Source organism: Actinomadura harenae (genome assembly GCF_003696215.1).
GTDB lineage: Bacteria > Actinomycetota > Actinomycetes > Streptosporangiales > Streptosporangiaceae > Spirillospora > Spirillospora harenae.
The window spans coordinates 1-20,985 of sequence record NZ_RFFG01000104.1 but is presented as its reverse complement, the minus strand read 5'-3'; the positions used below and the strand labels follow the sequence as shown (position 1 = coordinate 20,985).

Here is a 20,985-nt window from a genome sequence, read left to right as displayed (position 1 = left end):
CTCCCCGGAGGGGAGGTCCGATGGAGGACGACGAACGGATCGAGCAGGCCACGGCCTGGCGTCCGGGCGGGCTGATCAAGCGGGCCGAGCAGGCGCTGATCGCGGAGAAGAGCCGGGTGCTGCGGCCGTTCGGGCTGACCGTCCCGCAGTACGCGGCGATGTACGCGCTCTCGCTGGCCCCGGGCGTCTCGGGCGCGCGGCTCGCCCGGTTCTGCGCGGTGACGCCGCAGAGCATGACGACCGTGCTGAAGACGCTGGAGGGGCGCGGCCTCGTCGAACGCCACCCGTCCGAGGACCACGCGCAGGTGCTCGTCACCCGGCTCACCCCTGAGGGCGAGGGGCTCCTGGCCGAGGCGGACGCCGCGGCCGTCGCCGTCGAGCGCCGCATCGTGGACGCGTTCGACCCCGGTGAGCTGGAGGCGCTGCGCGTCCTGCTCCAGCGGGCCGTGGACGTCCTGATCTGACTTGCCGGAACTTTCCGGAAATAGTGGCCCTGAACTGGGGTAATGATCTCGACATATGGGGATCAATCGGGCAGAAACAGCCGCCCCCGTTCGAGGTCTCGATGTCCCCCTATGTCTTCGCCTGGATCCTGTGGGTCGCGATGTTCTTCGCGATCGAGGTGCCCGCGCTCTTCAACCGCCAGCCGGGCGACACCCTGTCCGAGGTGATCTGGAAGGTCTTCGCCGTCCGCGGCAAGCCCGTCGGCTGGCAGCTCCGCCGCCTCGCCCTGCTCCTCGGCCTCGCCTGGCTCGTCATCCACCTCCTCAGCGGCGGCCTGATCTGACCGCCCGCCCCGCCCGCCCCCGCTCGCCGGAGGGCCGGTTCTGACCGCTCGCCTTGACGGACGGCGTGTCCGCCGCGGGTCGCGCGGCCCCCGCGCGGGGGCGTCCACCTCAGGCCACGGACGGACCGTCCGGGGCCGCCGCGGGCGTGGTCGCGGGCCCGTCCGTGGCGTCCGCTTCAGGGTGTTGACCTGGGGTTTCGGCGTGTCCCTCCCCTCCGCGCGAAGGCGACATGGTCTGATAGCGGGAGATCGCCACACGGTCACGGGTGTGTAACAAGCGTCCCAGCGGTATGTTTTCGTCACACTTCTTACCTCTACGGTCGCAACGCGAATTGTGGCGAACCCACGTGAAGGTGAGAAGATGCGGCGCGTTTCCCAGAGGGCGATGACCCTGCTGCTGGCGGGTGGCCTGACCGCCTCCGGACTCGGCATCACCGCCGCGGCCCAGGCCGCGGCACCGGCCAAGAGCGGCGACATCCTGACCCGGCTCAAGGCGATCCCGGGCATGACCGTCCAGGAGAAGACCTCCACGCTTCCCGGCTACCGCTGGTTCTGGCTGACCTACAAGCAGCCGGTCGACCACCGCAAGCCGAAGGGCAAGTGGTTCGAGCAGCGGATCATGCTGGAGCACCGGGACGCGAGCGCGCCGATGGTGGAGTACACCAGCGGCTACAACACGCCCGAGACGATGTTCCAGTCGGAGCCGACGGCACTGCTGAACGCCAACCAGATCTCGGTCGAGTACCGGTACTTCAGCCCGTCCCGGCCGACCGCCGCGAGCTGGAAGAACGACAACATCTGGCAGGCGGCCACCGACGAGCACCGCATCGTCCAGGCGCTCAAGCCGATCTACAACGCCAAGTGGATCAACACGGGCGCCAGCAAGGGCGGCATGACCGCCACCTACCACAAGCGGTTCTACCCGAACGACGTCGCCGGGTCCGTCGTGTACGTCGCGCCCAACGACTACAACAACAACAAGGACAAGGCGTACGACAAGTTCTTCCAGACGGTCGGCACCGACCCGAAGTGCCGCGTGCACGTGAAGGACCTCGCCCGCGAGATCCTCAAGCGCCGCACGGCCATGGAGACGCGGATGAACGCGGACGCCAAGGCCAACGGGTGGACGTTCTCCATCCTGAAGACCACCGACCGCGCCTTCGAGAACTCCGTCATGGACTTCGAGTGGGGCTTCTGGCAGTACCACCTGCAGTCCGAGTGCGCCACGCTGCCCGCGACGACCGCGTCCGACGACGACATCTACAAGGTGTTCAACGACGTCTCGGACGTGTCGTCCTACGCCGACCAGAGCCTGCAGGCGTTCATCCCGTACTACTACCAGGCGGGCACGCAGCTCGGCTGGCCGTCGCCGAAGTTCCCGAACCTGCACGACCTGCTGCGTTACGAGAGCAGCTACGTGCCCCGGACGTACGTGCCGCGCGACATCCCGATGAAGTTCGACAACGGCAAGGCGATGCGCGACATCGACTCGTGGGTGCGCGGCAACGCCAATCACATGCTGTTCGTCTACGGCGCGAACGACCCGTGGGGCAGCAAGCCGTTCCGGCTCGGCAAGGGCAGCCGCGACTCGGCCGTCTACGTCGCCCCGGGCATGAACCACAGCGGCCGGCTGATCGCCAAGCTTCCGGACGCGCAGCGCGCCAAGGCCATCGCGGACCTGCAGCGCTGGGCCGGCGTCACGCCGACCATGAAGGCGAGCTTCACGGTCCCGACCCCGATGGGCGAGGACCCGACCCTGGCGCAGCGCCCCCCGCTGTAGCCGACGAGCCGTGAGCCCCTCGCGGGCTCCGGTTCCCACCCCCGAGGCGTGGGACGCGGACCATCCCCCAGGTCCGTGTCCCACGCCTCGTCATTTCCGCGGCTCGTCATTTCCGCCGCCGGGCGGCATCGCGGCACCGCGACGATCTACCTGGAGGTGAAGAAGTCTTCACCCGGCCCAGAGGCGACCCCGGCCCTCCGGCGAGCGCCCCCGAACGCGCCCGGCCCCGGACGCGACACGTCTCGGGGCCGGGATCCCGGGTCTTCGGAGGGTCAGGAAGGGGAGTTGATCATGCTTTGGGCGGCCATGGTGAAGTACTTCCAGAGCATCTGCTCGGCCTCCGGCGGAAGGCCGCGCTCGGCGACCGTCTCGTCCAGGGCCTTGCGCATGTGGCGGAGCCAGGACTCCTTGGCGGTCTCGTCCACCACGAAGGGGGCGTGCCGCATGCGCAGGCGCGGATGGCCGCGTTCCTGGCTGTAGGTGTTCGGGCCGCCCCAATACTGGATGAGGAACAGCCGCAGGCGGTCCTCGGCGGGGCCGAGATCCTCCTCCGGATACATCGCGCGCAGCGCCGGGTCGTCCGCGACGCCCTGGTAGAAGCGGTGCACCAGGGCGCGGAACGTCTCCTCGCCCCCGACCGCCTCGTAGAAGGTCACCTGTTCGGGTTCAGCCATAACGCCCCAAGCCTATGCGGTACCGGCCCGCTTACGCCTCTTGATCGTCCGGACGGGCGGCGTGATCCTCCGGACACGGGACGGCCGTCCGCGCCACGGGGGCGGGGACGGCCGGGGAGGGCGGGACGGATCAGGTGGCGGAGGACGTGGCGACCGAGACCCCGGCCTGGTCGAACGCGACCTTCACGCGCTCGCGCAGCTCGCGGGCGCAGGCGCCCTGCTGGCCCGGCGCGGTCTTCAGCACCACGCGGATGACCAGCGCGTCCGCGGCGAGGGCCTGGACGCCCCAGACCGACGGCCGCTCGAGGACGAGATCGCTCCACTGCGGGTCCTCGGCCATCGTGTCGGCCGTGGCCTGGAGGATCTCCTTGACCTTCTCGACGTCCTCGCCGATGTCGACGGGGATGTCCAGCACCGCGCGGCCCCAGTTCTGGGACTCGTTGCCGACCTTCTTGATCTCCCCGTTCGGGACGTACCAGACGACGCCGTTGACGTCCCGCATGCGGGTGACGCGCAGGGTGACCGCCTCGACCGTGCCCTTGGCGCTGCCCACGTCGATCACGTCGCCGACGCCGTACTGGTCCTCCAGCAGCATGAAGATGCCGGCCAGGCAGTCCTTGACGATGTTCTGCGCGCCGAAACCGACGGCGACGCCGATGACGCTGGCGCTGGCGACGATCGGGGTGAGGTTCAGCCCGAGGTAGCCGAGGATGCTGAACAGCGCCGTCCCCATGATCACCACGGACGCGACCGAGCGCAGCACCGAGCCGAGCGTCTTGGCCCGCTGCGCGCGCCGCTGGGACAGCAGGGCCTGGCTGCCCTCGAAGATCGTCTTGCTCTTCTCCCGGGCCTTCTCCGAGACCGTGCCCTCGGCCATCCGCTGCGTGACCTTGGTGATCATCCGGTGCGCGATGTTCCGGACGACCAGGGCGATCACGAACGTGACGACGATCGCGACGAGCTTCCCGGACCAGACGTCCAGGCGGTAGTCGTAGACGAACTTGGTGGCGCCGGGGCTGTGGGTGATGTTCCAGAACAGCCGGCAGGCCGCCGCCGGGTCGGCGCTGCAGTACTGCTCCGCCTTGCCGTCCATCTTGACCAGGGGCTCGCTCAACGCGACCGCGTGAACGGACGCGCTGGACGCCACTGTGCCGTACATGGGGGCAGACCCTCCCGACCGATGGTGGATGCCGCGTCACATCGTCGTGGACCTGCGGCGGTACGAGCCCGATCGTAGGGGACGGTGACGATGGGTTCGTCCACCGCCGGACGAGCGACGCGCATCGGACGGTGAGGGTCTGCCCCCTGACCGCGGGCCCGGATGAACGGGCATGGGAAGCGGACCCGCGGCCGCTCGGAGGGGGTGGGTGAGGAGGGGTACGGAGGCGCTGGTCACATCGCCGCCCGCCCGGCCCGAGATCACGCCGGCCGGCGGGCGGGGTGCCCGGCCGGTGAGGACACGGTGTCCGGCGGGTGCCGTCTCGCTGGCCCGGCCGGTTCGACACGCCGGAGGGTCCGGCGTGTCGGGCGGTTCGGGCCGGTCCGGTCCGGGCGGGTCAGGTCAGGTCCGGGTCGGTCCGGACGGTCAGGTCCCGCGGGGGCCGTGGCTGCCGCGCCGTGTCGGCCACGGCCCCCGGGGACGCTTCCGGCCTCCGTCAGGGACGGCCCGAGGGCCGGCCTCCCACGGTGGCCGGATCGCGGATCTCGAAGCCCTGCGCCTCGAGACCGCGCGTCTGTTGTCGCAGCGGCTGCAGGACGTGCGCCAGTTTCGACGCGGCCCCGCGCGGGTCGTCCACCCGGTGCATGCGCTCCCCCCACGACCACCAGTAGTAGTGGTCGCGCGTCTCCGGCACCGGTGCGCAGGTGACGTCTTCGGCCAGGCTCGCCGCCTCCGGGTTCACCACCCGCAGGAACGCCGGGCCGGACCGGGTCCGGACCACCCGCGCGACCAGGCCGCGCGTGTCGAGTTCGTGCTCCAGCTCCTCCAGGTAGCCGACGCGCTCGTCGTGTGCCACCTGCGCACCCCCTCCGTGCATCCGTGCTCTCCGAGGACTGCTCGTGCCGTTCCCGTGTGGCCGAATGGTCCCTCTCGCCGCAGGGTGATGATCTTCATCCCGGCCGGGGCCGGACCCCACGTGATCGAACTCAGTGCTTCCGTACCATTACTCGCGGCGAGAATCGCAACCCCAACGGTGCTGGGTCAAGGGCCCGGCCGTCCGCCGAAGTACGGGATTCCCCCATCTCAGGCAGAGGTCCACCGACCTTGGAGGAGAAATCTCTACCCGAGGGAGAGGAGAAGCCTTCGGCGCCCCCGTGTTTCTTGGGAATGGCTTGGCCTGCCCCGGTGCGGGCGTTACGCTGCGTGCGCAAGAGATTATTTCTCGTATCGCCAGCTCACCACCGGTGTGCGGGAAATCCCCGTCCGATGAGGTTGACCTAGCTACCGGTCGCCGTGGCTCCGAGGTCAGGCCCTCGCTCCCGAGGACCCCCCCGGCCCAGCGGTGAGGAGGCCGGCACGATGTCAGACCCCCCGAAGAAGGAGACGGAAATCGCGCGCCGGATCAGGGCGCGTGGTCTCGCCAGGGGACGCACCCCCGCCCAGATCGCGGTCGACATCCACGATCAGTGCGGGCCGCTGTTCGGCATCACGCCGGTCAAGGCGCACCGCCTCGCCCACGGCGTGGCGCTGTCCGACATCGTCGCCCAGGTCCGGGCGCTGTTCGAGATCGACGGCAAGCCCGAGCCCAAGCTCGGTGACACTCTGCTGTCGGCCTACGAGAGTGGTTACAAGCGTCCCGGCCCCGAATACCTCCACTACCTGTGCGCCGTCTACCGGGTCGAACCCGACGACCTCGGGTACCGCAGTCCCTGCATCTGCGGACGCGGCCACGCGAGCCGTCCCGCCGAGGCGGGCGGCCCGGTGCCCGCGGCCGTCCCGTCCCAGCGGGACGCGGGGCCTCGCCCGCCGGCCGACACCGACGCCCTGATCGGGGCGGTGGTGGTCCCGGCACCGGACGACCGGCACTGGATCTCCGTCAGAAACCCCAGGGGTCCGGACCGCGCTGAAGGCCCCGCCTCCATTGATGTGGGAGAGGAGGACATCGTGCTTCGTAGGACCCTGCTGAGCCTGCTGGCCGGATCGGGCGTGGTGACGCTCGACGGCCAGATCCTTGGCGCCGTGGACAGCCTTCGGCGCAAGATGGACGACACCCTGGTCAGCGCGACCGTGTCACCGACCATGCTCGACCAGTGGGAGGAGACGACGCTCGGGTACGGGCAGCAGTACCAGGCGACACCGTCGCTGCGGATGCTCTGCGACGTGCTGCTCGACTTCTCCGAGGTCCGGCGGATGGCCGACAAGCGCCAGCCCGTCGAGCTTCAGGAGCGACTGCTGCGCATCGCCGCCCAGCTGTCCGGGCTGTCCGGGCTGATCATGATCAACCTGGGCGACCACCGGCTGGCGCGCTCGTTCTTCCGGACCGCGCGAACGGCCGCCGACGAGACCGGCGACCGCAAACTGCGCGCCTGGGTGACCGTGCGCGAGGCGCTCGTCCCCATGTACTACGGCGACCCCCGCGAGGCGTTGCACCTGGCCCGCAAGGCGCAGGACCTCGCCGGACGCGACCCCAGCGTCGCCGCCGCGATGGCCCCGGCCGTCGAGGCGCGCGCCCTCGGCCAGCTCGCCCTGCGCGGCCGCGGCGACGCCGCCCCGAGCGCCCGCCGGGCGCTGCTGCGCGGCCGGTCGGTCTTCGACCAGCTGAGCAAGGAGCACACCGGCGACCTGGTGTTCGGCTTCACCGAACGGCAGATGACGTTCTACGAGGGCGACACCTACACCAACCTGGGCGACCACAAGGGCGGCGAGGAGTCGCTCAGCCGGGCGCTCACCCTGTACGCGCCGACGGACCGGGTCGACCTCACACTGGTCCGGCTCGACCGGGCGTCCTGCAAGCTGCACGCGGGCCAGCCGGACGCGGCGCTCGTCGCCGCCCGCGAGGCGATCTTCGACCTGCCGACCGAGCACCGCTCCGACATCCTCGTCCACCGGGCGCGGCAGGTCGGCGCGGCGGTCAGCGCGAAGCACCCGGGCCTGGCGGCGCTGAACGACTTCTATGAGTCGCTGTCCGGCCCGAATGTGCAGGGCCCGTCCAGCACTCCGTCCCCGTCGGCCCAGCCGTCGGTTCCTCCCGCCGAGCAGGTCTGATGCGCATGCCACAGTCAGAGGGCCGTCCGCCCGCGTCCCCGGCCGCTCCGGCGCGTCCGCCGGCCGAGCCCGAGACCGACCGGTTCGACCCGGGCGCGAACGCGGCGCCCCCCGACGGCGCGGCCGCCGACGGGGCGCCCGCCCCGGAGGACGTCACGGCCGACCACGGCACCGTCTCGCGGCGGAGTCCCGGCGACCGTCCCGCCGACCGCCTTGCCGATCGCCGGGCCGACCGCCCTGCCGATCGGCCCGGTCTCGTCCGCGTGGTCCAGGACCCGCCGGCGTGGGAGTACGGCGGGCTGGTCCTGCGCCGGTACGCCGAGGCCGACCACGCCGCCGTGCTCATGCTGCACCGGCAGGGCCTGGCCCAGGTCGGGCTGCGGCCCGGCGACGGGATCTACTACGACCACGACTTCTTCCGGATGGACGAGATCTACCTCCGGGGCGACGGCGAGTTCCTCGTCGGCGAGGTGGACGGCCGGATCGTCGCCATGGGCGGCCTCCGCCGCGGCGACCTCGTCCCGGGCGGCGCCGAGCGCGCCCAGGGCGCCGCGACGCCGGTCGCCCGCGTCCGGAACGATCCCGTGGTCGAGATGGTGCGCCTCCGGGTGCGGCCGGAACTCCAGCGCCGCGGCTACGGCGAGGCCGTCGTCCACGCCCTGGAGGAACGCGCCGCGGAACTCGGCTACCACCTGCTGCGGGCCGACACCACGTCCCGCCAGGGCCCCGCCCTCGCCCTTTACCGGAAGTTCGGCTGGCGCGAGACCCACCGTGAGGTCATCAACGGAATCGTCAACATCTACATCGAGAAACGGATTCGCTGAGAAACCCACCGAAAGACCCCGCTTGGAAAACAGCGGACACCCGGGAGACGGCCTCCGGCGGAGGCGCGGTCCGCCACAAAGGCCGTCTCCCGGGCCTTTTCATGTCCGGCCGTCGACTTCATGTCCGGTCGTTGATGGCCGTCATTTCGATTCCGCCGCCAGGAACTGCATGAGGGGATAGCGGCGGTGGTGCAGGACGGTGAGACCGCGGTCGGTCAGCGCGTCGGGCAGGTCGTCGTCGAACATGGTGATGCCCGTGGCGCGGCCGAGAAGGTCGCCGGTGACGCGGCTGACCGGGAGCGACGGACGGCGGGTCGTGAGGATGACCAGGCGGCCGCCGGGGCGCAGGACGCGGACCATGCCGTCCAGGGCCGTCCACGGGTCGTCGAAGAGGTAGAGCGCTCCGAGGCAGGAGACCGCGTCGAACACGCCGGTGCGGAACGGCGGGTCGATCGCGTTGCCGCGCACGTAGGCGATCCCCTGGCTGTCGGCGGCGGCGCGGGCGAGCATCGACGCCGACGCGTCCAGCCCGACGACCAGGCCGTTCTCGCCGACGCCGGTCGCGAGGGCGCGCGTGGTGTTGCCCGGCCCGCAGGCCACGTCGAGGACGGTCGCGGCGGGCTTGGCGATGTCGCCGGGCTGGGCGAGGCCGAGCTGGTCGCGGGCCAGCGCGTGCTCCTCGGCGGTGCCCGGCCCGGACGGCCAGCCCTTGGCGACGTTGAACACGACGGGCCGCCACACCCGTTCGTAGATCTGCGGGAGCAGCGTCGACTGCATGGCCCGCTGGGCGAGCGTCGGCGTCGGTCCGGCCTCGAGCAGGTCCAGGTAGCCGTCCGGCGCGGCGGGCTCGTCCGGCGGGTCGGTGAGCAGGGCGCAGACCCGGTCGAGCAGGCCGTCGTCCCGCGGTGTCGAAGAGCGCACGAAATAATTCGATCACGCGTCAATACGGCCCGTCCCGGTGGGGTCGGCGGTACGGCCGGCCCCACCGGGAACCTCGCGGGCGGGTTCAGGACAGGGGCAGGCCCGTCTCGTTCGCGAGGAAGGACAGCGTGTCGGTCATGAGCGCGGCGGAGCGGCTGACGGAGCGGGCGGCGTGGCCGACGTCCGACTCGCGGCGCAGCAGGACGGGCTCGTCCGACGACGTGGCGTGCTGGAGCGCCGCGCACATCTTGCGCGCGTGCAGCGGGTCGACCCGGCCGTCGCTGTCGAAGATCGTGAACAGGACGGCGGGGTAGGCGACGTCCTCGCGGACGTGGTGGTACGGCGAGTACGCGAGCAGCCACTCGAGCTCGTCCGGCTTGTCGGCGCTGCCGAACTCGTCGTTCCAGATCTGGCCGATGCCGAACTTCTCGTAACGGACCATGTCGAGCAGCGGCGCCGAGCAGACGACGGCGCGGTACAGGCCGGGCCGCTGCGTCAGGGCCGCGCCGACGAGCAGGCCGCCGTTGGAACCGCCGGAGATCGCCAGCTGGGACGGAGTGGTCAGGCCGTCCGTGACGAGGCGCTCGGCGGCGGCGTGGAAGTCGTCGAAGACGTTCTGCTTGCGGTCGCGCATCCCGGCGCGGTGCCACTCCTCGCCCTCCTCGGAACCACCCCGCAGGTTCGCGATCGCGTAGACCCCGCCCGCCTCGACCCAGGCGAGGATGGACGCCGAGTACGCCGGGGTGAGCGACACGTTGAAACCGCCGTACCCGTACAGGATGGTCGGGCGCGGGCCGTCGCCGCCCGGCCGCGACAGCACCAGCATCCGCACGGGCGTGCCGTCGTGGGACGTGTACGTGACCTGCCGCGTCTCGATCTCCGGGACGGTGACCGACCCCGGCGCGGACGCCCACACGTGCGTCTCGCCCGTCCGCGCGTCGAAGTGCAGCACCGACGACGGCGTGACGTTGTCGGTGTACCCGAACCACGCCTCGTGTCCGCCCTCCGGGCGCTCGACGATCCCGCCGAGCGATCCGAGACCCGGCAGCGGGACGGCGCCGATCCGCTCCCCGGACGCCAGGTCGTGCACGGTGATCTCGCCGAGCGCGTGCCGCTCCCAGCCCGCGAGCAGGACGGGACGGTCCAGATCGTCCAGGATCGCGTAGTCGGTGAGCACCGCCTCCGGGTCCTCGGGGATCAGATCCCGCCAGGTCTCGTAGGACGGATCGGACGGATCGGTCACACAGATGCGCGAGCGCGGCGCGTCACGGTCGGTGAACACGTACGCGAGCCCGTCGCGTCCGACATGGAGGCTGGTCGACGCGTCCACGCCGACCTGGACGGGACGCAGATCCGGGCGCTCCAGCGGCGCGGCGGCCAGGTCGGCGATCCACAGGTCGTTGCGCGGCGCCGTCCCGGCGGACGCGGTGACCGTCAGCCGGCGTCCGTCGCGGCTGACGCCGATGCCGTAGTAATTCGTCTTGTCCAGGCCGTCACCGAAGACCAGGACATCGTCCGTGTCCGGGTCCGTGCCGACATGGTGCAGGTAGACGCGGCGGTGGAACTGCTCCTCGCCGTCCGGGACGTCGCCGGGCGCGAGCCGTCGCACGTAGTAGTACGCCTCGCCGCCGGGCAGCCACGCGACGACCGAGTTGCGGGTGCGGTCGACCGGGCCCTCGACCCGCTCACCGGACGCCACGTCCAGCACGTACAGCAGGGACTCCTCGTCCCCGCCGTGCGAGACCTTGTACGCCAGCCGCCGCCCCTCCTTGTCGGGCTGCCAGCCGTCCAGCGTCGTCGTCCCGGACGGGTCGAGCGCGGTCGGGTCGACCAGGACGCGCTCGGAGCCGTCCGGATCGACGGTGTAGAGGACGGGATGCTCCTGCTCGGCGGTCCGGCGCGTGAAGAACCGCCGTCCGCCGCGCCACACCGGCGCGCCGACGCTGCCCGCGCCGAGCAGCTCGCCCAGCCGGGCGCGCAGCCGGTCGCGTCCGGGCAGCCCGTCCACGGTGTGGTGGAACAGGTCGTCCTGGGCCGAGAGCCACTTGGCGGTGTCCTCGGAGTCGGCGTCCTCCAGCCAGCGGTACGGATCGGGCACGCGGTGACCGTGCAGGTCGTCGGCGACGTCCTGCCGGGGCGCGGAGGGGTACTGCGGTCGGCTCATGCGAAGCACTGTATTCATCTCCCGCCCAGCGTGATCCCAGATCAATTCGCGTCACGAGGTGTACACGCACGGTGACATCGGTAGATAGGCAAATGATCACAGGGTTCATCAACAACGGGGGAGTCCATGAAGAACACCAAGGCCGTTCGAGGCACGGTCCTGGGCGGGGCGCTCGTCAGCGCCGCGCTGATCGCCGCCCTGCCCGCCCAGGCCACGCCCATACCCGTCCCCGGGCATTCCGGGGCGACACCGGGGTTCACACCAAATCCGACAGCGTCGCCGAACACACCCGGGGCCCCGTCCCCGCAGGCACCCGCCGCCATCACACCGGCGAACACCACACCGCGCACGTCACCGAACGTCGCCGAACGCACCACACCGTCCGACCCGACCCCGGGCACGACACAGCCCAACATCACACCCGGAAACCCCGCGCCGCGCCCGGCGACCAGGAACCTCGCCCCACGCCCGGCACCCGCGAACGCCGCGCCGCGCACCACGCCCGCGAACCTCGCGCCGAGGATCGCACCCAGAAACCCCGCACCGCGTCCCGTGAATGCCGCACCGCGTCCCGTGAATGCCGCACCGCGTCCCGTGAATGCCGCACCGCGCCCCGTGAATGCCGCGCCGCGCCCCGCGAACCCTGCCCCGCGTCCCGGGGCCGCGAACCTCGCGCCGCGTCCCGCGCCCAGGAACCTTGCGTCGCGTCCCGCTCCCGCAAGCGGTGCGCCGCGAACCACGCCCGGTAACGTCGCGCCGCGCACGACGCCCGCGAACCTCGCCCCGCGTCCCGTGCCCGCGAACCTCGCGCCGCGCACCACGCCCAGGAACCTTGCGTCGCGTCCCGCTCCCGCAAGCGGTGCGCCGCGCACCACGCCCGGTAACGTCGCGCCTCGCACGACGCCCGCGAACCTCGCGCCGCGTCCCGTGCCCGCGAACGTCGCGCCGCGCCCTGCGCCCGCGAACCTCGCTCCGCGCACCACGCCCAGGAACCTTGCGTCGCGTCCCGCTCCCGCAAGCGGTGCGCCGCGCACGATGCCCGCGAACCCCGCGCCGCGTCCCGCGCCCGGAAACCTTGCCCCGCGTCCCGGGGCTGCGAACGTCGCACCGCGTACCGCGCCCAGGAACTTCGCGCCGCGTCCCGGGGCCGCGAACCTCGCGCCGCGTCCCGCGCCCGGGAATGTCGCGCCGCGTCCTGCGGCTGGGAACCTTGCGCCGCGTCCCGCGCCGCGGAGTGTCGCGCCGCGTACCGCGCCCGCGAACCTTGCGCCGCGCGTTACGCCTGCGAACGTCGCGCCGAGGGTCGCGCCCAGGAACTTCGCGCCGCAGGGTGCGCCGTCCAACGTGACGCCGCGCACCGCGCCTGCGAACTCCGGGCTGCGCATCGCGTCGGAGAACCCGGTGCCGGGTGCCGCGGCCGCGAACCCCGCTCCGGGGACGGCGTCCGGAGGACTCGCGCCGCGCACCTCGCCGCTGAGCGTCACGCCGCATGTCGTGACGTCGAACCCCGCGCCGCGCCCCGCGCCCGGCAACCCCGCGCCGCGCCCCGCGCCGGGGAACGTCGCGCCGCGCCCCGCGCCGGGGAACGTCGCGCCGCGGACTGCGCCTGGGAACCTTGCGCCCCGGTCCGTGCCCGGCAATGTCGTGCCGCGTACCGCGCCCAGGAATCTTGCGCCGCGGTCCGTGCCTGGGAACGTCGTGCCGCGTACCGCGCCCAGGAATCTGGCGCCGCGGTCGGTGACTGGCAATGTCGCGCCGAGTGTTACGCCCGCGAACCTCGCGGTGCGGCCCGGGAGTGTCGTGCCGCGGGCCGTGGGGGCGGGTCTGGGGGGTCGGAACGTCGCGGTCGCCAGTGGGGAGCGGAAGGCCGTGAGGTCGGAGGATCCGGCGTCCGGGCAGGTCGAGGTCACCTACAGCGCGCCGTGGACCGCGCAGGCCGGGGACTCGGTGAACTGGGGCTGGACGGTCCGCAACACCGGTGACAAGGCCGTGGACGGCGTCGTGCTCGTCCACAGGCTGACACCGCAGCTCAAGATCGGCAAGGTGTCGAAGGAGTGCGAGGCGCTCGCGGCGGAGATCCGCTGCTCCTACGGCTCGCTGCAGCCGGGGGCGACCTCGTCCGGCGAGCTCACGGCCACCGTCCCGCTGGACGCGACCGGGACGGTCCAGGTCGACGGCACGGTGACCTGGCAGCCGGCCGGCGCGGTCCAGCCGGGGGCCGACGCCCTGGCCGGGGCGGCCGCTCCGAAGGTTCCGGCCGCGCTGGACGCGGTGGCCCTGTCGAAGAGCCCGGCCGTCCCGAACGGGGCGGCGGAGGACACGCGGCACTGAGTCGTCCGGGTTTCGGCGGGTGATCCGGTCCGGCCTTCGGGCGCGGGCCGGGCCGCCGGACCCGCGGAGGGCCCCCGGCGCCGGAAATTTCCCCGGCGCCGGGGGCCCCGGCCGTTCGAAGCGTCGTGATCGTGGGGATGAAAGGGGGTAGCGGGCGGTCGGCTCAGGGGCCACACTGATTGCGGGCCGGCCGTTTCGGTCGGCCGCCACCGCCCGCCCCCCGCGGGCCGGGCAGTGGACGGCAGGGTCGGAAAAGGACGGACCGGAAACGCCCCTGGGGAGGTCCTCGTGGCGGGTGCGCAAGTGCCGGAGTCGATACTCGGGCCTCGGGACGGGGCGTGCGCCGGTCGTGCGCCCGCCGAGGCGAAGAAACGAACATCCAGACCTCGGTCGACGGCCGCGCTCACCCCGGCGGAGGCCGTCTGATGCGCCAGGTCCTGCTCCTCAACGCGACGTACGAACCCCTCACCACCCTCCCGCTCCGCCGCGCGGTCGTGCTCGTCCTCCGCGACAAGGCCGAGATCGTCCACCACGACACGTCCGGCGCGGTGCTGCACTCCGCCGCGATGACGGTGGAGGTCCCCTCCGTGATCCGGCTCCGCCGGTACGTGCGGATCCCGTTCCGCACCCGTGTCCCGCTGACCCGCACGGCGCTGATGCGCCGGGACAACTTCCGCTGCGTCTACTGCGGACGCCGCGCCGAGACCATCGACCACGTCCAGCCGCGCAGCCGGGGCGGCAAGCACGTCTGGGAGAACTGCGTCGCGTCCTGCCAGACCTGCAACCACAGCAAGGCGGACCGGCTGCTCGAGGAACTCGGCTGGACGCTTCCGATGACGCCCGGCGTGCCGCGCGGCGCGCACTGGCGGCTGATCGGCATCGTCCACGACGGTGATCCGCAGTGGGCGCCGTACGTCACCGAGCCCGCGGCCTGACCGGGGGCGGGCGTCCGCACGTATCCTGGTGGCGTGCCTCGGTATGACTATCGCTGCCGCGCGTGCGGATCGACCTTCGAGATCTCACGCCCGATGATCCAGGCGTCCGACCCGGCCCCGTGCCCGGCGGGCCACGACGACACCGTCAAACTGCTGTCCACCGTCGCGGTGACGGGGCAGGCGTCCGCGCCGGCCCCGCGCGCGGGCGGTGGTGGGGGAGGGTGCTGCGGCGGAGGCTGCTGCTCCTGACCCCCGCCGCCCCTCCGGCGGATCACGCCGCGGCCGCGAGCGCGGCGTCGGCGGCGTCGCGCTGCCGGCGCAGCTCGGCCGCGGTCCTGGAGATGTCGTAGTCGCCTTCGACGCCCTCGACGACGAACAGGTCGCTCGGGATGTGGTCGGAGCGCTTCCGCATGATCTCGGCGTACGGCTCGGAGTCGTACCAGGCGTGGGCGCCGTCGGCCTCCGGGAACCGGAGGATCACCAGGACTCCGGGGAATTCGCCCTCCTTGACGTCCGGGACGCCTCCGTGGACGAGGAATCTCCCGCCGAACGGGTCCATGGTCTCCTGGATGCGCTCCATGTACTCGAGGACGTCGTCGTGGAGGCGGGCGACGGGGTACATGCGGGCGATGGCGTAGGACGCGGGCATTTCGTGCTCCTCTGTACCTTCCGGGCGCCCAGCGCGTCCGGTCGATGGCTTGAGTCTGCCCGCGGCCCCCGGGGGCGGGCCATGACGTCGGACGTCATGCCGCGGCCTACCCCCGGGGGAATCCCCGCTCAGCGCAGCCGGTAGGCGGAGGCGATCTCCTGCCGGACGGATCCGCCGCCCGAGTCCCGCGCGGTCACGCGCAGCGACAGCGCGCCGCCCGTGGCCGGCTTCGGCAGGGCGGCGGAGAAGCGTCCGCCGCCGAGCGCGCGCGCCTGCGTCGCGGTCCAGGTCTTGCCGCCGTCCACGGACGTCTCGACCGTCAGGCCGGTCACGGTCGCGGGCGCCGAGCCCGCCATCCGCGCCACGGTGAACGTCGCGGGCGAGGTGGCGCCCGTCGCGGGAGGCTGGTTCCGCAGGTCGAGGCCGAGGTCGTAGTCGACGAGCAGCAGCGGCAGCCGCTCCGAGGACGACCCGGACGGGGCGTCCGACCTGAACGTCCAGGTGGTGGACGTCGTCGGCGACACCGCGAGCACCGAGGACGCGTCGGTGTCGTAGCGCAGCGTGAAGGTCGCGGGCCGTGCCGGGACGGAGAAGTCTGCGGACGCGGACGACACCTGGCCGATCCGGCGCGTCCCCTCACTGAGCGTCATGGTGTGCTTCAGTGTGGTGAGGTCGCCGCAGTCGAAGCCGTCCGGGCGGACCTGGAGGTCGACGAGGTGGACGTGCACGTTCCCGCCCGTCCGGACAGACGGCGACGGGGTGCAGAAGCTCGGGGAGGGCAGGGTCCCCGAGTACGGCCCGGGACGGAACGGCTGGCGCCCCCACGTTCGGGTGCTCCGCGTTCCCGGCTTCGGCTCGGTGAAGGGAGCCTCGTCGACCCACTCCCCGTCCGCGACGGTCCCCGGGGCGGCGTCCTGCATCCAGAGGATGCCACCGCCCGCCGACACGTAGTCGGTCCGGGTCGTGCCCGCCGGGACGGTGGAGTTCGCCTGGAACCCGGTCGAGAGGCCACCGGCCGGCGTCATCCCGTACCGAGTCTCACCGATCGGCTTGGAGGTGTCGCCGTCCACGGCCGCGAACCGCTCGTCGAACCGGGCCATCGTGGCGATCTCGGCGGGCGTGACCAGGTGCGACGCGTCGGCGGGCACCCCGCCGGGACGCGTGTGGAACAGGTCGTACACCGTTCCCGGCGCGGTCAGCCGAAAGGTGGTGGTCGTGCTGAGCGATCCCGTGGAGACGCCGCCCGGCATCGGCTGGGCCAGCACCTCGTCGGACGATCCGGACGCGTACGCGGTCTCCCCGATGAGGCCCTGCCGGAACGACTGGACGAGTGCGAGCGACCTCATCGCGGTCTCCGTCCTCACGCCCTGGACGCTCGCGCCGAACGGCTTGGCCGCCGCGCCGTCGAGTGTCACGGTGAGGTCCCTGTCGAGGGTGATCTCCGGGCTGCCGGCCAGGGCGACCCGCGCGCCGCCGTCCGGCTTGAGGTCCCACACCTTGCCGAGGACGCTGTACCGGCCGTCCGGCACGCGGATCTTGCCGCTGTCGTCGGACGGGACGTCCACGCCCCCCGTGAACTGGGCGACGTCGTCCAGGTTCACGACCGAGGCCGACCCCACGTAGCCGTCGGCGGCCGTGCCGGGGATGGGCTTGCCGACGAGGGTCAGCGTGTGGCTGGGTGGCTCGACGGAGAACGTGACGGGCGTGCGCGCGGTGTGTCCGCCGCCGGTCGCGACGACCTCGGCCGAGTACAGGCCCGGACGGGCCACGTGGACGCTCAACTCCGCGGTCGCGGTGCCCCCGGCGGGGACGTCGACCCGCGCCGCCGACAGCGTTGCGGCGTCCGCGACGGCGTGTCCCTCACGGTCGGTGACCTTGACGGACAGGTCGGCCGACACCGCCTCGGACGGCGCGCCCCACACCAGCTTGCTCCGGAGCGCCGGGTGGTCGGGGAAGGAGGAGGTGCCGAGGTAGGGGACGGCCTGCCGCGACAGCAGCGGCGAGGTCACCGCGGCGGCGGCGTCGAGGCGGCCCGCTCCGAGCTCGTAGGCGTCCCCGCCCGTCGCGGTCGCGGCGGAGCCGACGAGGGCCGCCTTGATCTGGTCCGGCGACCAGTCCGGGTGCCGTTGCGCGACCAGCGCGGCCGCGCCCGCGACGTGCGGGGCGGCCATGGACGTGCCGGACAGCGTCGTGTACCGGGCGGAGATGACCTGGCCGCGGGACGTCCCGGCGGCACGGGCGGCGACGATGTCCACGCCCGGCGCGACGATCTCGGGTTTGGCCGCGGTCCGGCCGAGGCGGGGGCCGCGGCTGGAGAAGGCGGCGATCCGGTCCGCGTCGTCGACCGCGCCGACGGTGAGGGCGCTGTCGGCGGTGCCCGGCGACTCGACCGACCCGATCCCGCCGTCGTTGCCGGCGGCGATCACGAACAGAGTGCCGTGGGCCCTGGTGAGCTTGTCGACCGCCTCCGAGAGGGGGTCGGTTCCGTCGGAGAAGTCACCGCCGACGCTCATGTTCACGACCTTCGCGCGGCCCGCGGCCCACTCCATGCCCGCGATGATCTGTGACTCCGAGGCACGGCCCGCGTCGTCGAGGACCTTGCCGACCAGCAGCGACGCGTCCGGGGCGACGCCCTTGCGCGCCCCGTCGGCCGCCGCGCCGTCGCCCCCGAGGATCGACGCGACGTGCGTCCCGTGCCCGTTCCGGTCGACGGCGTCGACGGACGAGGAGAAGTTCGCGGTCTCGGCGATCCGGCCCTGGAGATCGGGGTGCGTCGCGTCCACTCCGGTGTCCAGGACGGCGACCTTCACGCCGCGTCCGGTCGCCCCCGCCCGCCACGCGGCGGGCGCGCCGATCTGGGCGAGGTTCCGGTCGAGAGCCTCCGCGTCCGGGGTCGCGGACCGCGTGGTCGTCGGCCTCGGCGTGGCCGCCCGCGAGGGCTTCGGGGACGCCGCCCCCAGGGGCGCCGGGTTCGCGGAGGGCGCCCAGGTCGCCCGGATCGTCCGGTCCAGCCAGATGCGGGACGCGCCGGACGGCGCCGCCGCGAGGGCCGTGCCGAGTCGCGCGGAGCCGGACTTCGGCTGCCGGACGGCCACGGCGTCCAGGCTGGTCAGCCGCCGTCCCTGGGGCAGCGCCGCCGCCACCGAGCGGCCGGAGCCCCGGACGATCAGCGGCAGGTCGCGGCTGTGGGCGTCGTCGTAGCCGTTCTGGATCAGGGTCGTGACGTCGAACAGGGCGGGGTCGACGACGCGTCCGCGCAGCCGGGCCATGTCGGCGGGCAGCACGACGACGTGCCCGTCCGGCCGGACGGACGTGGTGAAGATCTTGTTGCGGCGGTCCGGGCCCGGCTGGACGCCCACGGTCGGGACGGCGCCCTTCCGCGTCCGGACGGTCACCACGTCGCCGGTGAACAGGGTGACCTTCCACGACTTCCCGGTGGGCAGCGGCTGCTTCGGCGCGGAGCCCGCCGCCGCGTCCGCGCCGCCGGGCAGCGCGAGCGAGGTGGCGAGGACGGCCACGCCCGTGAGGGCCGCCACCCCGGATCTGATGGGTCGCAAGGAGAGTCCTTTCGATGTGATCTCTCCTGTATTGACCCGAAGGCCCCTTGTCTTTCACGCGTCCCGCCCGAACGCGGAAGGCGGGCCAAAGAGGGCGGAACGTGGAGGGCGGGAAGTGGAGGGCGGAACGCGGAACGCCCGCCCGGAGGGTGTCCGGGCGGGCGTTCGGTGGTCGTGCGGGACGGGTCAGCGCGCGAGGAGGCTCACGTCGCGGGCCGCGCCGGTGGACGCGGACGTCGCCATGGCCGCGTACGCCTGGAGCGCCGCGCTGACCTTGCGGTCGCGGTCGCGGGGGCGGTAGCCGCCGAGGTCCTCGAGCAGCTCGGCACGGCGGGCCTCCAGCTCCTCCTCCGGGACGTCCAGTTCGAGCACCCGCTTGGGGATGTCGATGACGATCCGGTCGCCGTCCCGGACGAGGGCGATCACGCCGCCGCCCGCCGCCTCCGGCGAGGCGTGCCCGATCGACAGCCCGGACGTGCCGCCGGAGAAGCGGCCGTCGGTGATCAGCGCGCACGCCTTGCCGAGGCCCCGGCCCTTGAGGAAGGACGTCGGGTAGAGCATCTCCTGCATGCCCGGCCCGCCGCGCGGCCCCTCGTACCGGATGACGACGACGTCGCCCTCCTTGACCTTGCCGCCGAGGATGCCCTCGACCGCGTCGTCCTGGGACTCGAAGACGACGGCCGGGCCGGTGAAGGTCCACAGCTCCTCTTCGACGCCCGCGGTCTTGACGATCGCGCCGTCCTCGGCGATGTTGCCGCGCAGGACGGCCAGGCCGCCGTCGGTGGTGTAGGCGTGCTCGACGTCGCGGATGCAGCCCTCGGCGCGGTCGAGGTCGAGCTCGTCCCAGCGCGCGGACTGGCTGAACGCCGAGGTCGTGCGGACGCCGCCGGGCGCCGCGTGGAACATCTCGACCGCCTCGGGCAGGACGTCCGGGGAGCGGACGTCCCACTTGGCGAGGTGCTCGGTCAGCGACGGCGAGTGGACGGAGGTGACCGACCGGTGCAGCAGCCCGGCCCGGTCGAGCTCGCCCAGCAGCGCCGGGACGCCGCCCGCGCGGTGGCAGTCCTCGACGTGGTAGCGGGCCGTCGCGGGCGCCAGCTTGCAGATGCACGGAACGCGCCGGGACAGCTCGTCGATCTCCTTGAGCCCGAAGCCGACGTGCCCCTCGACCGCGGCGGCGAGCAGGTGCAGGATCGTGTTCGTCGAGCCGCCCATCGCGATGTCGAGGACCATGGCGTTCTCGAACGCGTCCTTGGTCGCGATGTTCAGCGGCAGGACGGACGCGTCGTCCTCGTCGTAGAAGCGCTTGGCGATCTCCACGACCGTGCGGCCCGCGTCCTCGTAGAGGCGGCGGCGGGCGGTGTGCGTGGCGAGGACGGTGCCGTTGCCGGGCAGCGCCAGCCCGATCGCCTCGGTGAGGCAGTTCATGGAGTTGGCGGTGAACATGCCCGAGCAGGACCCGCAGGTCGGGCAGGCGTTCTCCTCCATCTCGGCGAGCGTGGCGTCGCTGACCGCCTCGTTCGCCGCGGCGATCATGGGGTCGATCAGGTCGAGCTTGTGTCCGTTCTGGACGCCCTGGACGGGCTTGCCCGCCTCCATCGGCCCGCCGGAGACGAACACGGTCGGGATGTTCAGCCGCAGCGCGGCCAGCAGCATGCCCGGGGTGATCTTGTCGCAGTTGGAGACGCAGATCAGCGCGTCCGCGCGGTGCGCCTCGACCATGTACTCGACCGCGTCGGCGATCACCTCGCGGGACGGCAGGGAGTAGAGCATCCCGTCGTGGCCCATGGCGATGCCGTCGTCCACGGCGATCGTGTTGAACTCGCGGGGGACGCCGCCCGCCTCGCGGACCGCGGCGGCGACGACGTCGCCGACCTCGCGCAGGTGGACGTGCCCGGGGACGAACTGGGTGAAGCTGTTGGCCACCGCGACGATGGGTTTGCCGAAGTCCTCGCGCTCCATGCCGCTGGCCCGCATGAGGGCGCGGGCGCCCGCCATGTTCCTGCCGTGGGTGACCGTACGTGACCTGAGCGGTGGCATGGAGACCTCTTCCAACCGTGGACGAGCGTGGACGGCGAGCGGGGACCTCGTCCGCGGCGGGTGGGGCGGGCGCGGGCCGGGCTCGGGCCGCGGCAGCGGGCGGGTCGCGCGGCGCTGCC

16 protein-coding genes are annotated in these 20,985 nt (G+C 72.7%); 8 read left to right on the top strand and 8 right to left on the bottom strand.

Going from position 1 to position 20,985, the window contains the following annotated elements; genetic code table 11:
- Positions 1-20 precede the first annotated feature (20 nt).
- From EBO15_RS35550 to EBO15_RS35540, 3 genes are all read left to right on the top strand, one after another.
- Positions 21-464, top strand: a complete 444-nt coding sequence (locus EBO15_RS35550) for a MarR family winged helix-turn-helix transcriptional regulator (RefSeq protein WP_122198861.1) — start codon at positions 21-23, stop codon at positions 462-464.
- 101 nt (positions 465-565) lie between these two features.
- Positions 566-787: a hypothetical protein gene (locus EBO15_RS44635; protein ID WP_158628450.1), complete on the top strand. Its 222-nt coding sequence runs from the start codon at positions 566-568 to the stop codon at positions 785-787.
- A 361-nt stretch (positions 788-1,148) separates the two neighbouring features.
- Positions 1,149-2,567 carry a S28 family serine protease gene (locus EBO15_RS35540; RefSeq protein WP_233616658.1) on the top strand — a complete coding sequence of 473 codons (1,419 nt, stop codon included), beginning with the start codon at positions 1,149-1,151 and terminating at the stop codon, positions 2,565-2,567.
- Between the two features lie 272 nt (positions 2,568-2,839).
- Here EBO15_RS35540 and EBO15_RS35535 read toward each other — a convergent pair whose 3' ends face one another.
- From EBO15_RS35535 to EBO15_RS35525, 3 genes are all read right to left on the bottom strand, one after another.
- The gene (locus tag EBO15_RS35535; RefSeq protein ID WP_122198858.1) at positions 2,840-3,241 is read right to left on the bottom strand and encodes a globin; all 402 of its coding nucleotides are present in this window, start codon (positions 3,239-3,241) and stop codon (positions 2,840-2,842) included.
- Positions 3,242-3,371: 130 nt separating this feature from the next.
- Complete coding sequence (locus EBO15_RS35530) at positions 3,372-4,400, bottom strand: mechanosensitive ion channel family protein (RefSeq protein WP_233616657.1); 1,029 nt, start codon at positions 4,398-4,400, stop codon at positions 3,372-3,374.
- Positions 4,401-4,896: 496 nt separating this feature from the next.
- Entirely contained in the window at positions 4,897-5,256 is a 360-nt protein-coding gene (locus tag EBO15_RS35525; RefSeq protein ID WP_233616656.1) for a hypothetical protein, read from the bottom strand.
- A 503-nt stretch (positions 5,257-5,759) separates the two neighbouring features.
- On the opposite strand from EBO15_RS35525, the gene EBO15_RS35520 reads away from it, so the two are divergent.
- Positions 5,760-7,445: an XRE family transcriptional regulator gene (locus EBO15_RS35520; protein WP_233616655.1), complete on the top strand. Its 1,686-nt coding sequence runs from the start codon at positions 5,760-5,762 to the stop codon at positions 7,443-7,445.
- 5 nt (positions 7,446-7,450) lie between these two features.
- The gene (locus EBO15_RS35515; protein WP_122198869.1) at positions 7,451-8,269 is read left to right on the top strand and encodes a GNAT family N-acetyltransferase; all 819 of its coding nucleotides are present in this window, start codon (positions 7,451-7,453) and stop codon (positions 8,267-8,269) included.
- A 141-nt stretch (positions 8,270-8,410) separates the two neighbouring features.
- Here the strand turns inward: EBO15_RS35515 and EBO15_RS35510 are convergent, their stop codons facing one another.
- Together EBO15_RS35510 and EBO15_RS35505 are read right to left on the bottom strand one after the other, a co-directional pair.
- Positions 8,411-9,190 carry a class I SAM-dependent methyltransferase gene (locus EBO15_RS35510; protein ID WP_233616654.1) on the bottom strand — a complete coding sequence of 260 codons (780 nt, stop codon included), beginning with the start codon at positions 9,188-9,190 and terminating at the stop codon, positions 8,411-8,413.
- 85 nt (positions 9,191-9,275) lie between these two features.
- Entirely contained in the window at positions 9,276-11,354 is a 2,079-nt protein-coding gene (locus tag EBO15_RS35505; protein ID WP_122198857.1) for a prolyl oligopeptidase family serine peptidase, read from the bottom strand.
- A gap of 1,869 nt (positions 11,355-13,223) precedes the next feature.
- Here EBO15_RS35505 and EBO15_RS35500 point away from each other — a divergent pair.
- The 3 genes from EBO15_RS35500 to EBO15_RS35490 all read left to right on the top strand — a co-directional run bounded on the left by EBO15_RS35500 (position 13,224) and on the right by EBO15_RS35490 (position 14,869).
- Complete coding sequence (locus EBO15_RS35500) at positions 13,224-13,685, top strand: DUF11 domain-containing protein (RefSeq protein ID WP_122198856.1); 462 nt, start codon at positions 13,224-13,226, stop codon at positions 13,683-13,685.
- A 425-nt stretch (positions 13,686-14,110) separates the two neighbouring features.
- Positions 14,111-14,620 (top strand): HNH endonuclease, encoded by a 510-nt coding sequence (locus EBO15_RS35495; protein ID WP_122198855.1) that lies wholly within the window; start codon positions 14,111-14,113, stop codon positions 14,618-14,620.
- Between the two features lie 33 nt (positions 14,621-14,653).
- Positions 14,654-14,869 (top strand): FmdB family zinc ribbon protein, encoded by a 216-nt coding sequence (locus EBO15_RS35490; protein ID WP_122198854.1) that lies wholly within the window; start codon positions 14,654-14,656, stop codon positions 14,867-14,869.
- 22 nt (positions 14,870-14,891) lie between these two features.
- On the opposite strand, the gene EBO15_RS35485 is transcribed toward EBO15_RS35490, so the two are convergent.
- The 3 genes from EBO15_RS35485 to ilvD form a co-directional block, all read right to left on the bottom strand.
- On the bottom strand, positions 14,892-15,269 hold the full coding sequence (locus EBO15_RS35485) for a DUF1330 domain-containing protein (protein ID WP_122198853.1): 378 nt from the start codon (positions 15,267-15,269) through the stop codon (positions 14,892-14,894).
- 128 nt (positions 15,270-15,397) lie between these two features.
- Entirely contained in the window at positions 15,398-18,826 is a 3,429-nt protein-coding gene (locus EBO15_RS35480) for a S8 family serine peptidase (RefSeq protein ID WP_147481805.1), read from the bottom strand.
- A gap of 186 nt (positions 18,827-19,012) precedes the next feature.
- Positions 19,013-20,866, bottom strand: a complete 1,854-nt coding sequence (ilvD, locus tag EBO15_RS35475; protein WP_122198867.1) for a dihydroxy-acid dehydratase — start codon at positions 20,864-20,866, stop codon at positions 19,013-19,015.
- Positions 20,867-20,985 lie beyond the last annotated feature (119 nt).

Excerpts from the sequence above, each read along its gene's own strand:
- EBO15_RS35550 (WP_122198861.1), top strand. The coding sequence starts at position 21 with ATGGAGGACGACGAACGGATCGAGCAGGCCACGGCCTGGCGTCCGGGC.
- EBO15_RS44635 (WP_158628450.1), top strand. The coding sequence starts at position 566 with ATGTCCCCCTATGTCTTCGCCTGGATCCTGTGGGTCGCGATGTTCTTC.
- EBO15_RS35540 (WP_233616658.1), top strand. The coding sequence starts at position 1,149 with ATGCGGCGCGTTTCCCAGAGGGCGATGACCCTGCTGCTGGCGGGTGGC.
- EBO15_RS35535 (WP_122198858.1), bottom strand. The coding sequence starts at position 3,241 with ATGGCTGAACCCGAACAGGTGACCTTCTACGAGGCGGTCGGGGGCGAG.
- EBO15_RS35530 (WP_233616657.1), bottom strand. The coding sequence starts at position 4,400 with ATGTACGGCACAGTGGCGTCCAGCGCGTCCGTTCACGCGGTCGCGTTG.
- EBO15_RS35520 (WP_233616655.1), top strand. The coding sequence starts at position 5,760 with ATGTCAGACCCCCCGAAGAAGGAGACGGAAATCGCGCGCCGGATCAGG.
- EBO15_RS35515 (WP_122198869.1), top strand. The coding sequence starts at position 7,451 with ATGCCACAGTCAGAGGGCCGTCCGCCCGCGTCCCCGGCCGCTCCGGCG.
- EBO15_RS35505 (WP_122198857.1), bottom strand. The coding sequence starts at position 11,354 with ATGAGCCGACCGCAGTACCCCTCCGCGCCCCGGCAGGACGTCGCCGAC.
- EBO15_RS35495 (WP_122198855.1), top strand. The coding sequence starts at position 14,111 with ATGCGCCAGGTCCTGCTCCTCAACGCGACGTACGAACCCCTCACCACC.
- EBO15_RS35485 (WP_122198853.1), bottom strand. The coding sequence starts at position 15,269 with ATGCCCGCGTCCTACGCCATCGCCCGCATGTACCCCGTCGCCCGCCTC.
- ilvD (WP_122198867.1), bottom strand. The coding sequence starts at position 20,866 with ATGCCACCGCTCAGGTCACGTACGGTCACCCACGGCAGGAACATGGCG.